The sequence below is a fragment of the Agrobacterium cavarae genome, assembly GCF_004310285.1.
GTDB classification, from domain to species: domain Bacteria; phylum Pseudomonadota; class Alphaproteobacteria; order Rhizobiales; family Rhizobiaceae; genus Agrobacterium; species Agrobacterium cavarae.
The window spans coordinates 312,623-325,764 of the sequence record NZ_SISF01000030.1 but is presented as its reverse complement, the minus strand read 5'-3'; the positions used below and the strand labels follow the sequence as shown (position 1 = coordinate 325,764).

Genomic DNA, 13,142 nt, shown 5'->3' with positions numbered 1-13,142 from the left:
TCAGACCCTTTCCACGAGCTTTTGACCGAACAGGCCGGATGGGCGGATCAGCAGGAAAGCGAGCGCGACAACATAGGCGAACCAGCCCTCGATACCGCCGCCGAAATACTCGCCGATATAGACCTCGGCGAGCTTTTCAGAAGCGCCGATGACCAAGCCTCCGATGATCGCTCCGACAATAGAATCGAAGCCGCCGAGAACGAGCACCGGCAACGCTTTGAGCACCACCAGCGACAGCGAGAATTGCACCCCGAGCCGCGCGCCCCAGAGCAGCCCGGCGACCAGAGCAACAAGGCCTGCCGCCGCCCAGACGCTCGCCCAAATCCAGGGCAGCTTGAGACCGACGGCCAGCGCCGCGAACTGGTCATCTGCGACAGCACGAAAGCCGAGGCCAATGCGGGTGTAGCGGAAGAAGGCCGACAGGATCGCCACCATGCCGGCCGCGACGAGAGCGGCGAAAATATCGAACTGGCTGATGAAGACGCCGCCCACGTCGAAGGGAATGTCCTCGATACCAAGATCAAGCCCATGAACCTGCGTGCCCCAGAGAAGCTGGGCCGCTCCTTCGATAATATAAGACAGGCCGAGCGTTGCCATGAACAGCGTGATCGGCGGCTTGTTCGTGAGTGGACGAAGCACCGCGCGCTCAATCGTGATGCCGAGGACCACCATGATTGCAAAGGTGATGACAAAGGCTACCGCGAACGGCACGCCACGCTCAACTAGGCTCACGAATGTCAGCGCCGCAAACAGGAGAAGCGCGCCCTGCGAAAAGTTCAAGACACCCGATGTCTTGTAGATCAGCACGAAACCGATTGCGACGAGCGAATACATGACCCCGGAAAGCAACCCGCCGACCAGAACCTCGGTAAAGAACAACCAATCAAACTCGGCCATCATATACCCTCCCCGTCTTCATTTTCCGGCACAACACCGAGATAGGCATCGATGACGCGCTGATCGCTGGCAATCTCCGAAGGCGTGCCGTCGGCAATCTTGCGCCCGTAGTCGAGCACCGCGATCCGGTCGGAAAGCCCCATCACCACGCCGATGTCATGCTCGATCAGGACAACGGTGATTGCGTATTCGTCGCGCGCAAGCCGCACATATGCGGCAAGTTCGTTTTTCTCCGTTGCCGTCATGCCGGCCATGGGCTCGTCGAGCAACAGGATGCGCGGCTCGGCGGCAAGGGCGCGTGCAAGCTCGACCCGCTTTTGCAGGCCATAGGGCAGCGTGCCGGCAAGCCGGTCGACGTAAGCGGTCAGGTGCAGGAAATCGATGATGCGTTGCGCCCGCTCACGGGCATCGGCCTGTTCCCGACGCGCACGCGCTAGACCTGCAATCTGGCTGAGGAAATTCGCCCGCCCGACATAGGCCCGTCCGGTCGCGACGTTGTCGAGAACACTGAGACCTTTGAACAGGGCGAGATTCTGGAACGTCCGCGCCACGCCGAGTCGGGCGAGCTTTTGTGTCGGCACGGTTCGATAGGCTGTTCCCTCGATCGCGACATGGCCGCGATCCGGGCGATAGATGCCGGAAATGACGTTGATCAGCGAACTCTTGCCAGCGCCGTTCGGGCCGATGATGGCCCGAATTTCGCCATGCCGCACGGCAAGGTCGACATCCTGCAGAGCAACGACCCCTCCGAAGGAAAGGTCGATACCACGAAGCTGTAGCGCAAGCCCTTGAGCCGGAAGCGGCGCGCTACGGCCGTGTTCGACGCGCTCGCGATGAAGCGCGATGTGTTCACGAATGTCCGTCGGCACGGCCACCTCGGCGCCGAGACTTGCAAACAGAAAATTCGATCCCGACATCGTTCGATCCATACTTCGCCCAAACGGGCACAGGTTGTCGATCGCGGACGCCATCACGCCCGCGTTGCGGGCAGCAGCCGAAGCCGCGGCCCCTCAGATTTGCAAGACTTACTCGGCGGCGATTGCCGCGCCTGCTTCCGCCTCTTCCAGCTCGCGTACGAGCGGTATGACGTGCTTGCCGAAATATTCGACCTCTTCCTGGAAATGCAGGAAGCCCAGAAGGATGAGGTCGGCGCCGGCGCGCTTCAGGTTCACGATGCGCTCGGCCACCTGCCGTGGGGTCCCGATAAGATTGGAGCGGAAGCCATCATTGTATTGGACGAGGTCCTCGAAACTGGACTTTGCCCAGTTGCCCTCGCCTTCGGGGGAAGACTTGCCGGCGTTTTTCACCTCATGGCCGAAAGCGTTGACCGCTTCCGGATTGGCCTTTTCGATGATCTCGGCGAGCACGGCCTTAGCCTCTTCCTCGGTCTCGCGCACGATCGCGAAGGCATTCACGCCAACTTTGACCGAGTGGTTGTTTTCCTTGGCCTTGACCCGGATATCCTCGACCTGCTTGGCGATTTCCTCCGGCGTGTTGCCATTGGTGAAGTACCAGTCGGACACGCGGGCCGCCATGTCGCGGGCCGCGCGGGAGGACCCGCCCTGGAAGATTTCGGGCTGCGGATCGATCGGCTTCGGCTTCAACGAGTAATTGTTGAAGCGGTAGAAATCGCCCCGGAAGGTGAAATTGTCTTCCGTCCAGATACCACGCAGCGCCCGGATGAACTCTTCCGAACGACGGTATCGCTCGTCGTGATCGAACCACGGTTCGCCGATCGCGTGGAACTCTCCACGGAACCAGCCGCTCACGATGTTCACCGCGACACGACCGTTGGTAAGGTGATTGATCGTGGCGATCTGCTTGGCGGCGAGCGCCGGATTCCATGGGCCAGGCAGGATGGCGGCAATAACCTTCAGCGTCGTCGTGGATTCTAGAAGAGCATGGCTGAAGGACACGGATTCATGCTGGAACTCCGCGCCGTAGCCTGCAGTGAAGCGTATCTGACTCAACGCGTAATCGAAGCCGCTTGCTTCAGCGATCTGCGCGAGCTTGCGGTTGTAATCGATGGTCCAGCTGGTACGCTGCTCGATATTCGAGATGACGAGTCCGCCAGACACATTCGGCACCCAATAGGCAAATTTCACCGGCTCGGCGTGGTGGTCAGTCATGTAAATCTCCTCTTTCCCGATGTCAGTTGACGACCGCTTCGCGCAAAACGGCACGCGGGGCCTGATGATGATTGTTGGCAGCGACGGCCGCGGCCGGCAAAAGGTCGAACAATTCTGCGACGGCACGCTCGATACGTGCTTCGACGGCCGGGTTCGAAAGCGTGTAGTCGGTGAAGTCTGCCTCAACGGCATAGATCGTCGTTGGCACGGTAACGGCGCCAAAGAAGCCGAATAGCGGCCGGAACTGATGCTCCAGCATGAGGCCATGCAACGGCGTACCACCGGTTGCCGCAAGGACCACCCGCTTGCCCTGGAGTGCACGAAAATCGACGAGATCGAAGAGATGCTTCAACGCGCCGGTGTAGGATGCCCGGTAGACGGGCGAACCAACGACAAGCACATCAGCACCTTCCACCGTGTCGATAATCCTGCGGCCTGCCTCATCCAGTTGATCAGCGCGAAGTGCCCTGAACAGGATTGGCGCCGCCACGGCCAGATCAATCGTCTCCGCAGATAGGCCTGTTCGTGTCTCGATAGAGGCGAGAACATCCGATACGATGCGCGCCGTGCGGGACGGTTGTTTCACGCTGCCGCTTATGCCCAGTACGTTCATGGCTCGCTTCCTTTCTTCTTTATAATTTCTATTATTTTTATAGATTATCAAAGATCGATGTTCCAATGTGGGTACCGTTTGGAGAATGCAATCTCGTTCAGCCGGGAAGCGACGCAGCGCCCATTTCTTCAGAATCGGAAAGCCACTGGCTGACCTCGCGCACCGCTGCATCTTTGCGATTATCGGTTTTGCCGAACCGACGCGGCCAGCAAGGTCGAAGGTGGTCGCAGCTCATGGATGGTTTGACAGGATGGGGTGAAGCCACCGATCGACGTCGTCGGCATCATTTGCCGCGATAGACCCGCGAAAGGTGATGGATGGGGTGACCACCATAGATCTCGATGTGGCTTACTCACGACCGATCCCAGTGCATCGTAGCATTACACCACAGTCGTTCTCAGCGGGATCACACGCGAGAGGGAGTGGATTGGGTGGTAGTGTAAAAGCCGAGAGCGACGGTCAATGACTTTGCGGCGGGAACTTCGCAGGGTTTTAGCACTCGTCTGCGGGCTAAAAGGTTAAAGCTGACGACGTCGCTTCCGGCGAGCCCGTCCGCATAACGCCAGGTCCTTCTGCCGTCTGGCTATCACTCGAACGTCACACGGAAAAGGTGATCTCCCAGGTGGCCTTCGATATTACCGCTAGGGCATTTGGCAGGCCTTTTGCCGAGCCCGTGAGCGGTCGCGACGCGGGAGACGGGGCTTCGCTAATGGGGCCGAGACAATTTTCGCGGATCCCCCAACCGTCTTTGTAGGTGTGGGCTGCATTCAAAAACAGCGCGAACGGACCATGGTGTCAGTCGAGGAAGCACCGTTTAGCTGCGGTCGAGGGATGTCGACATAATGCTGGGATGTCATGATGGTTTTGGCTCGGTCCATGGGCAGCTCCAGGCGTCAATTGACCCAGTGTAGCTGATGGGCTCTGTAGACATCGAAAAGTGTTTTCCGCACCTCGTGCAAATCTCACGCGATTTGCTGCGCGGTGCTAGAGTGTTTTCTTCTCGCAACCCGTGAGCCCTCTTGCGCGACCTGCTTCAGAGCTTGCAAATCTGGTGCGCGACGAGCTTCGATTGCAGTTGTCCCGCTACGAAGACCGCGTGCTCGGAGACTTGGGGTAATCCCATCAGTTCGCCGAAGGTCCCGCGCGCCAGAGGCCCGGCGATGAGAAGCGTAGCTTCAGCTGCGCGACCTCGGCCCAGCGCTTCCGATTGCTCGTTGCACGCGATGCCGAGACCGGCGGGATCGGCCGTCAGCCAGCCGTCGCGCGCCAGTTGAATGAGCCAGGGCTGGCTGTTCAGAATCGCACCATGTGCCGGCCCGGTGGTGACGACGACGGCGTCGAACCGCGCCGTTTGAGGAGCGCAGCCGCGCGGCCTAAAGGTCGCGAGAATATCGTCGCCATCGCGGGTCACCTCTTCGATCGAGCCGGCGAGGATTTTCAAACGGTTTTCAGCGATCGCCCGATCAAGGACATCCTCGACCTGCGGCGCGACACGGAAACGATGTGCGTCCCAAAAGGGTCGCAAATGCCGGACGATCCTGCGCCGCTCGGCGATTGGAAGCGCCTGCCATATTGTCCGCCCCTGCGCCCGAACCTGATCAAGCACCGCATGCCAGCCGATGCCGGCTGTTTCAGCCTGCGTAAGCGTTCGGCGGACATGATGAAGCAGCGCTGCAGCGCTCTTTGCCGGCGAGATTGCGAAATCACCGAACGGCTCCTGAGGATCTGGCGCATGTCCTCGTGACCGCAAGCCGCGACGCGACAGCGAGAAGATCGAACCGCGATAGCCCGTCAAAGCCAATGAGGCCACCACGTCCGCAGCCGTCAGGCCATTGCCGACGATCAGCACCCGGTCGTCGGGACGGATCGCCGCCAGTGCGTTCGGCAGCGTCGGATCGGCGACATAGCGTGGATGGCCGGCAAGACGCTCCTGCAGATGACGTGGCGGCTGCGGCGCGGGATGTGTCGTGGCGATCACGACGAAATCGGCGCACATTTCGTCGCCATTCTCGTCGGTGATCATCCAGCCATCGCCCGAGCACCGGACGCCAGCGACCATGGTTCGGCGGTGAACGATACGGCCTGCGTCGAGATGCGGCTTCAGGCGGCTCGCGACATAAGTTCCGAAAACGCGCCTCTGCGGAAAGAGGCTTCCGTCAGGACGACGCGCAGCCGGATCATTGGCCACCGCGTCGTGTTCGGCAAGCCAATCCTCGAAATCCAACGGCCGATCCGGAAAAAGACTCATGCGCGCTGCCGGCACATTGATCCGATGGGCCGGATCGAGGCTATCATAAGCGAGCCCGCGCCCCAGTTCGGCGCGCGGCTCGAAGACGACGATTTCCACGCTGCCCCCCGGAATTGCGTCGGCGAGATGCAGCGCGACCGCGGCTCCAGAAAAGCCGCCGCCGAGGATAGCGACGCGCTGACGGCGCTGAGCCTGCAGGGTCCGAGCGGCCAATGTCACAGGGCAGCCTTAAGGCGGACGCGCGCTGGAGGAAAGAAGGCAGAGAACTCGTCGATGACGGCGTCGATGCGTGCGGCAAGCGGCTCAGAGTTCACACGGTAATCGACAAAATCGCGGTCGGAGGCATAGACGGCAGTCGGCAGCGTATGCGCCGTGAAGAAGCCGAAAAGCGGCCGCAGCTGATGCTCGACCATCAGGGCATGACGATCGCCGCCGCCGGTCGCGGTGATGATGATCGGCTTGCCTCGCAGCTCGTTTGGTTCGATCAGGTCGATTAGATGCTTGAAGAGGCCGGGATAAGAGCCCTTGAATGTCGGCGAGCCGACGATTAACGCATCGGCATGGACGATCTCGTCGATCACTCCCTTCGCCTGCTCGTCGAGTTCGTTGCGCCAGAGCGCTGTGCCGAGCGACGGACCGACATCCTGCAAATCGTGGATATTGGCGGAAAAACCATAGCGGTCGGCTGCAATGGCTGCGACGTGCTCCACGAGTGCGCGCGTCTTCGACGGGCGATTGAAGCTTCCGGCAATGCCGACGATGCGAGGGGGCATGGATCTCTCCTGATCAATAGTCGATGGGACGCCTTAACGAACGGCTTTCAGGCGCGGACGGTGATCGCCGGCGATCGTCTCGCCGAAGGGACCGGTATTGACCGCGGTGTCCGCCTGACGAATCGGATGGGCGAGCGGCAGATTTGGCAGCACAAGCTCGCCGAAGCGATAGGCCTCTTCGAGATGTGGATAGCCGGACATGATGAAGGTATCGATGCCGAGCTCGCGATACTCCTCGATGCGAGCCTTGACCTCGTCGGGGTTGCCGACAAGCGCGGTGCCTGCGCCGCCGCGCACCAGCCCGACGCCCGCCCAAAGATTGGGACTGACTTCGAGCTTGTCGCGCCGTCCGCCATGCAGCTTGCTCATCCGGCTCTGGCCGACCGAATCCATCCGCTCGAAGACCTTTTGTGCAGAAGCAATCGTTTCATCATCGAGATACTGGATCAGTTCGTCGGCCGCCTTCCATGCCGCCTCGCTGGTTTCGCGTACGATCACATGCAGACGGATGCCGAAACTAACCTCACGCCCTTCGGCGTCGGCGAGCGCCTTCACCTCGGCGATCTTCTTGGCGACATCTTCCGGAGGCTCGCCCCAGGTCAGATATTTGTCGATCGTGCGAGCCGCAACCTGTTGCCCGACGCCCGACGAACCGCCGAAATAAAGCGGCGGATGCGGGTTTTGATAAGAGGGGAAGAGAACCTTGCCATCTTCGATGTCGAAGTGCTTGCCTTTGTGGTTGACGGTTTCGCCCCGCAGCAGCGCCTTGTAGATGTGCAGGAACTCCTCCGTCACCTCGTACCGCCCCTCATGCGAAACATGGATGCCATCGCCCTTGTTTTCGATCGGATCTCCGCCAGTGACGACATTGATCAGAAGCCGACCGTTCGAAAGCCGGTCGAGCGTTGCCGTCATCCGCGCCGCGAAGGTCGGCGACAGCAGGCCGGGACGAACTGCGATCAGATAGCGCAGCCGCTCGGTCAAAGGCGCAAGCGCCGAAGCGACCACCCAGCTATCTTCGCAACTTCGACCCGTCGGGATCAAGACGCCGTAATAACCAAGCGTATCGGCCGCCTGCGCCACCTGCTTTAAATAGCCGAGATCGACATGGCGACCCCCGAGGGAGGTGCCAAGATAGCGGCTGTCGCCATGGGTCGGTAGGAACCACAGGACATTGATCTTGTCGGGTGCAGAACTCATGCATGTCTCCAGCCATTGTCAGGCCGCCAGCACAGCCTTGTCATGACCAAACATTACGAGAGCGCAGGTCGGGACGGGAGGAACGGTGTTTTATTATCTATAATATTTATAGAAATTATATTCGTAAGACGAGAGGGCTTAGGCGAGGCTCATGGCGTCGATCGCGGCCTCGGTGAAACAGAAGCGGGAACCATTGAAGTCGCCCAGACGGAACAAGCCTCTGGTGACGAAAGCGGGTACGGCGCTCCAAGATCTCGCCTCACACGTGGAGGATACAACCAGCGACATTACAGCGATCGTTGAGGCGTCGCGTGAGCAGTCTACTGCACTTAGCGCAATTAACCGCGCCATCAATACAGCGACCAAAAGCACGCAGCAAAACGCTGCCATGGTGGAAGAGTAGACAGCAGCGGCCACGAACTAGCCAACGACAAAAAGCGCAACGTGGGCCGTTTCCCGCTCGGTAGGACAACGCCCATCCGGAGCCGTGGCTCCTCGTCGGACGGCAAATGCCTTAGCTACTGCAGCGGTACAAGCACGCTGTGAAGAGCTCGACGAAGATTGCAGATAGAATGTCCGCTCAAAGATTTTTGCGCGGATTATCGGACACTGAGACGACGATGATGTGCGAGTGTCTTCGTTCTGGGCGGCGTAGGCAGGCTGCCCATGTCTGTTTGCATTGCTGTCATTTTGTAATTCAGTTGGTACCGACTTAAGTTTATTTAGAAATCATAAAGGCTAATCGCACGGTTTAACGTGCTGGCCGAACCTTTCGTCTCGGAATTACTGTGCGTTAAGCTTTTTCGCTTTTGCTCATATGTGATATAAACCAGCGAGCGACTGTGATGAGCCTCTACCCGATTCCCAGCGATGACGAAAAACGAATAGAGGTGCTGGATAGCTTCGCGCTGATGGATACGGCGCCCGAGCAGGAGTATGACCATATCATACAGATGGCGTCACGAATCTTCGATGTCCCAACTGTTCTGATTTCCTTAGTGCATCGTAATCGACAATTTTTCAAAGCCCGTATCGGCCTGGACGTATGTGAGACCGGACGAGATGTCTCGTTTTGTACCTACGCAATGATGGAATCCAGAGTTTTTGTAATCCCGGATGCAACCAAAGATGAGCGCTTTCGAACGAATGCGTTGGTTACAGGGTATCCGAACATTCGGTTCTATGCTGGCGCACCTCTCATCACGTCCGAAGGACACGCACTTGGAAGCCTCTGCTTGATCGACCCGAAACCGAGATTGACGTTCTCGGATCGTGACCAGCGAATACTTGAGGATCTGGCAGCGATGGTCCTCGAAAGAATGGAATTGCGCCGGTTGGAACGGGAGAGCGAGACTAGCCGTAACAAATTCATCAATATCACATCGACATCTCCAGACGCCATCATCTGCGCAAACAGCAAAAACCAGATCACGTCTTGGAATGCTTCTGCAGAAGAGATTTTTGGGTATTCCAAGGAAGAAGCGCTTGGCAAACCTCTCGACATCATCATGCCGGACTCAATGCGTGCAAGGCACGGTGCGGGTCTTGCCAGAGTCGCGTCCGGTGGAACCGCTCGCATCATAGGAACCTCTGTCAATTTGACGGCGAAGCGTCGCGACGGCTCCGACGTTCCGATAGAGCTCTCCCTTTCACAGTGGAACGAGGCGGGCGAGCCACAGTTCGGGGCCATCATCCGGGACATAACCAGCCGTTTGGAAGCTGTTAAGCGACTAAAACATGCTGCTGAATACGATGATCTTACCGGCCTTGCAAACAGGTCAAGTTTGAAGCGGCGTATTCGGCAGGCTTGCGAAAGCCATGAGCCTTTGGCGCTCCTCCTTCTTGATTTGGACGGTTTTAAAGACGTGAATGATACGTTGGGGCACTCCGCGGGGGATGTTGTCCTCAAGATTGTTGCACAGCGTCTGAGAGAAAGCGTCCCTGACCACCACATGGTGGCCCGGTTGGGCGGGGATGAGTTTGTCATCGTGATCTCTGAGACGGTCGATCCCATAAAGACCAGTGAGCTTGCTTCGAGGCTCATCTCTATTATTGAGGAACCTATAGAATTCGACAACGAGCCCATTCACATCGGGGCGAGTATCGGCATTTCCTTGAAATCAGGCCCGGAAGACGACAGTGAGCAGATGCTGGGGAACGCCGATCTGGCGCTTTATCAGGCCAAGGCAGATGGTCGCCATCTCGTGCGCATATTCACGCCTGAGCTTCGCCAAACGGCTTTGAAGAAGGGAGCCATGAGTTCCTCGATCCGTCAAGCCTGGGAAAATCAGGAATTTGAGCTCTATTACCAGCCTCAGATCAAACTCAGCGATGGCAGCCTAGCGGGCGCGGAAGCGCTGATAAGGTGGAACCATCCACAGCTTGGCGTCGTCTCGCCTGGCGCTTTTCTGCCTGTACTGGAGGCAAGCCTTCTTGCTGTTCCCGTGGGCGAATGGATATTGCGCACAGCATGTGCGCAGGCAGCACATTGGCGGCAGGCCGGTTGCAAAAATTTCAGGATCGGTGTCAATCTGTTTGCAGCCCAGTTCAGGGCAAGGGATTTTGCAAAATCCGTCGAGGCAGCGCTTGCCGACAGTCATTTGCCTGCAACGGCGCTGGAATTAGAGATAACGGAAAACATCATCCTGCGAAATGAACACCGGCTCATGGAGCCCCTTCATTACCTTCGCTCACTCGGCGTAGGAATTGCTTTCGATGACTTCGGAACCGGCTTCGCGTCGCTCAGCCTTTTAAAGGACTATCCTGTTACGCGCTTGAAGATCGACCGGTCGTTCGTCAGCGGCAGTGAGCGCAATAAGAAAGACGAGGCCATCGTTGAAGCGGTCGCCAAACTTGCTGTGGGATTTGACCTCGAAGTGATTGCCGAAGGCATTGAGACGGTCGAACAAGAACACCTGATGCAGCAATACGCATGCGATGAAGGACAGGGCTATCTATACGGGCGCCCTATGAAGGCGATCGATTTCACACGTCTTTATATGACAAGCGCTACGAACCGGATTTCAGCAGGAGTTTAAAGTCAAAGCGGCCAAAAAACTGACATGGCTGTGGCGCCCGGAAATTCAGATGGGCTGAGGTAGCGATCGCAAGCTCTTGAGAGGATACGAACCTCTGCCCCCTAATCGGACTGCGCTTTGCACAGCCCAATGCACGTTGACTTCCGCCTCCTTGCGGGGACGCTCTTGCTGCCTGGAGATTAGGGACCGTGCTGTCTGAATTTACGATGAACTTATCACCAAACAGACCTCAGCTTCCATTCTGGCGTGCCGCTAAAATTCAACCAATACTCCTACGTCACATCGGGTGCGTTCGACCTGACAGACGCCGAACCACTGATCAGACGTTACAAATTTGCACAGCACGATTGAAATAAACGTGCGAACAACGGCTGCATCGTCGCCACCTGCGGACGTCTCGAAGACGCTGCGGGTTCAGTCGTCCGGAATCGCAGCTCTGGCAATGTTGCGTCCCGTGTCTTCAGAGACGCGGTAGCCGCAGCCATCATCTCTTTGAACTCATTCAGAGCGATACCATCCGCGCGCATTACTGAAAGGATCAGTGGATCTCTATACATTTCAGCGAGCGTCATCTCCCCTGTCGTAACGGTCATGACAGTCTCCTTTCGACGAGTTTTAAATCCAGAGGGCGGCAGTTACTTGACGGCCACCCCGCATGGTGTTACCGGTAAGTAACAACTGGATAGTTACCGACCAGTCACACCCGTGTCAACGTCACTTCAGGATAAAAATCAAAAATCATGAAATCCGTGAAATCTGATCGCTCCTCCGAACAGAAAATTCCGCCTCGTGACCGTATCGTCTCAACGGCCTGTCAACTGTTTCGTGAACATGGGATACGCGGCATAGGCGTCGATGCCATCGCAGAAGCCGCAGCTACCAACAAGATGACATTGTATCGACATTTCGGCTCGAAGGACGATCTGGTGTGCGAGGCGCTCAAGCACAGCTCTCAGACATTGGAGAAAGCTTGGAAAGACCTCGAGACAGACAACCCCGGCGACCCGAGGGCTCAGCTTGCTGCATGGGTAAAAGCGCGCGCTCAGTGTCTCTCAAGTGAGCCATATGGATGCGATCTAGCCAATGCCGCCGTGGAGTTGAAAGAGCAGGGACACCCGGCACACGCGGTCATCGAATCCCTGAAGATGCAGCAGCATTCCCGCCTTGCCGATCTCTGTCGTTCAACGGGTGCGAGCGATCCGGAACTTTTGGCTGATACGCTTTCCATGCTGCTGGAGGGAGCGCGCGTCAGCAAGCTGGCAACTGGAAAAGAAGGCCCGTCGATGCGGTTTACGCGCGCGTGTGAAGCGGCGATGGTGGCGTTTGGCCTTGGTGCCGGCGCTTTGTCGTAAGTTCCGTTGAAGCGCCAGAAAACGGAACCGAAAGCATCGGGATGGATCGCTGATCTCCGGCGCCTTTTACCAGGCCACTCTCTATAGGAAATAAGCCGAAGAACTGCCCTGGGCAGGGTGAAGGGCGCGAAAGCGCTTTAGTTGAAGCCCGATATGAAAATCAAAGAGTTAGATCGAGAAATCGCTAGCGTTGCGAAGCTCCAGATCTCCCCTTGGGCTGCCGCTCCGAGGACTGGCTCAATGAAAATAAAGCCGGTTTGTTGTCCGGCTTTATCTCAATTGAAAGATGCAAATTACATCTTTGGCAGAAGCACCTTATCGATGACGTGAATGACGCCGTTCGACTGCTTCACGTCGGCGATCGTGACATGCGCGACATTGCCGTTTTCATCGGTCAGCGTAATCTTGCCCATGCTTTCCTTGGCCTTCAAAACGCAGCCGCCGACGGTCTTGACGTCATGCGTGCCCTTGTCGTCCTTGATCATCTTCTCGATCGCCGTTGACATGGCATTGGCTGCGACGACGTGGCAGGTCAGGACCTTGGTCAACTGCGCCTTATTCTCAGGCTTCAGGAGTGTGTCGACGGTTCCCTTGGGAAGAGCTGCGAACGCTTCATTCGTCGGGGCGAACACGGTAAATGGCCCCTTTCCTTGCAGCGTCTCGACCAGGCCGGCTGCCTTGACGGCGGCCACAAGCGTCGTGTGGTCCTTCGAGTTCATCGCGTTTTCCACGATGTTCTTGTCTTCGTACATCGCGGCGCCGCCGACCTTGGGATTGGCTGCGTACGCGCTGCCAGCAGCGATCGCGATTGCGGTGGCGCAGGCTGCGAAACGGATTGCGAGCTTGAACATGGTGATTCCTCCTGGCCGATCACCCAGATGCAAGGCTGCAT

At 57.8% G+C, this 13,142-nt stretch carries 11 protein-coding genes and 1 pseudogene; 3 read left to right on the top strand and 9 right to left on the bottom strand.

Features of this window, described 5'->3' with window-relative positions; translation table 11 throughout:
- The 7 genes from EYC79_RS13060 to ssuD all read right to left on the bottom strand — a co-directional run bounded on the left by EYC79_RS13060 (position 1) and on the right by ssuD (position 7,860).
- Positions 1-897 carry a branched-chain amino acid ABC transporter permease gene (locus EYC79_RS13060; RefSeq protein ID WP_130978267.1) on the bottom strand — a complete coding sequence of 299 codons (897 nt, stop codon included), beginning with the start codon at positions 895-897 and terminating at the stop codon, positions 1-3.
- Positions 897-1,814, bottom strand: coding sequence for an ABC transporter ATP-binding protein (locus EYC79_RS13055; protein WP_130978266.1), 918 nt, complete (start codon positions 1,812-1,814; stop codon positions 897-899). Before EYC79_RS13055 ends, EYC79_RS13060 begins: the two co-directional genes overlap by 1 nt.
- Positions 1,815-1,922: 108 nt before the next feature.
- Positions 1,923-3,026: a dimethylsulfone monooxygenase SfnG gene (gene sfnG / locus EYC79_RS13050; RefSeq protein WP_113227650.1), complete on the bottom strand. Its 1,104-nt coding sequence runs from the start codon at positions 3,024-3,026 to the stop codon at positions 1,923-1,925.
- Between the two features lie 22 nt (positions 3,027-3,048).
- Positions 3,049-3,639, bottom strand: coding sequence for an FMN reductase (gene msuE / locus EYC79_RS13045; protein WP_130978265.1), 591 nt, complete (start codon positions 3,637-3,639; stop codon positions 3,049-3,051).
- Positions 3,640-4,672: 1,033 nt separating this feature from the next.
- A complete protein-coding gene (locus EYC79_RS13040; RefSeq protein ID WP_165457032.1) occupies positions 4,673-6,106 on the bottom strand; it encodes an FAD/NAD(P)-binding protein in 1,434 nt (477 codons plus the stop codon).
- On the bottom strand, positions 6,103-6,660 hold the full coding sequence (gene msuE / locus EYC79_RS13035; protein ID WP_130978264.1) for an FMN reductase: 558 nt from the start codon (positions 6,658-6,660) through the stop codon (positions 6,103-6,105). The genes EYC79_RS13040 and msuE (EYC79_RS13035) overlap by 4 nt, the downstream gene beginning before the upstream one ends.
- A gap of 33 nt (positions 6,661-6,693) precedes the next feature.
- Positions 6,694-7,860, bottom strand: coding sequence for an FMNH2-dependent alkanesulfonate monooxygenase (gene ssuD / locus EYC79_RS13030; protein ID WP_130978263.1), 1,167 nt, complete (start codon positions 7,858-7,860; stop codon positions 6,694-6,696).
- 220 nt (positions 7,861-8,080) lie between these two features.
- On the opposite strand from ssuD, the pseudogene EYC79_RS13025 reads away from it, so the two are divergent.
- Both EYC79_RS13025 and EYC79_RS13020 read left to right on the top strand, forming a co-directional pair.
- Positions 8,081-8,260: pseudogene (locus EYC79_RS13025) on the top strand (methyl-accepting chemotaxis protein); the annotation flags it as partial.
- 445 nt (positions 8,261-8,705) lie between these two features.
- Entirely contained in the window at positions 8,706-10,898 is a 2,193-nt protein-coding gene (locus tag EYC79_RS13020; protein WP_130978261.1) for a sensor domain-containing phosphodiesterase, read from the top strand.
- A gap of 326 nt (positions 10,899-11,224) precedes the next feature.
- Here the strand turns inward: EYC79_RS13020 and EYC79_RS13015 are convergent, their stop codons facing one another.
- Positions 11,225-11,491, bottom strand: coding sequence for a hypothetical protein (locus tag EYC79_RS13015; protein WP_130978260.1), 267 nt, complete (start codon positions 11,489-11,491; stop codon positions 11,225-11,227).
- Between the two features lie 147 nt (positions 11,492-11,638).
- On the opposite strand from EYC79_RS13015, the gene EYC79_RS13010 reads away from it, so the two are divergent.
- On the top strand, positions 11,639-12,250 hold the full coding sequence (locus tag EYC79_RS13010; protein ID WP_130978259.1) for a TetR/AcrR family transcriptional regulator: 612 nt from the start codon (positions 11,639-11,641) through the stop codon (positions 12,248-12,250).
- A gap of 293 nt (positions 12,251-12,543) precedes the next feature.
- Here the strand turns inward: EYC79_RS13010 and EYC79_RS13005 are convergent, their stop codons facing one another.
- Positions 12,544-13,101, bottom strand: coding sequence for a fasciclin domain-containing protein (locus EYC79_RS13005; protein ID WP_027676880.1), 558 nt, complete (start codon positions 13,099-13,101; stop codon positions 12,544-12,546).
- Between the last annotated feature and the right edge of the window lie 41 nt (positions 13,102-13,142).

Excerpts from the sequence above, each read along its gene's own strand:
- msuE (WP_130978264.1), bottom strand. The coding sequence starts at position 6,660 with ATGCCCCCTCGCATCGTCGGCATTGCCGGAAGCTTCAATCGCCCGTCG.
- sfnG (WP_113227650.1), bottom strand. The coding sequence starts at position 3,026 with ATGACTGACCACCACGCCGAGCCGGTGAAATTTGCCTATTGGGTGCCG.
- ssuD (WP_130978263.1), bottom strand. The coding sequence starts at position 7,860 with ATGAGTTCTGCACCCGACAAGATCAATGTCCTGTGGTTCCTACCGACC.
- EYC79_RS13010 (WP_130978259.1), top strand. The coding sequence starts at position 11,639 with ATGAAATCCGTGAAATCTGATCGCTCCTCCGAACAGAAAATTCCGCCT.
- EYC79_RS13060 (WP_130978267.1), bottom strand. The coding sequence starts at position 897 with ATGGCCGAGTTTGATTGGTTGTTCTTTACCGAGGTTCTGGTCGGCGGG.
- EYC79_RS13015 (WP_130978260.1), bottom strand. The coding sequence starts at position 11,491 with ATGACCGTTACGACAGGGGAGATGACGCTCGCTGAAATGTATAGAGAT.
- msuE (WP_130978265.1), bottom strand. The coding sequence starts at position 3,639 with ATGAACGTACTGGGCATAAGCGGCAGCGTGAAACAACCGTCCCGCACG.
- EYC79_RS13020 (WP_130978261.1), top strand. The coding sequence starts at position 8,706 with ATGAGCCTCTACCCGATTCCCAGCGATGACGAAAAACGAATAGAGGTG.
- EYC79_RS13005 (WP_027676880.1), bottom strand. The coding sequence starts at position 13,101 with ATGTTCAAGCTCGCAATCCGTTTCGCAGCCTGCGCCACCGCAATCGCG.
- EYC79_RS13055 (WP_130978266.1), bottom strand. The coding sequence starts at position 1,814 with ATGTCGGGATCGAATTTTCTGTTTGCAAGTCTCGGCGCCGAGGTGGCC.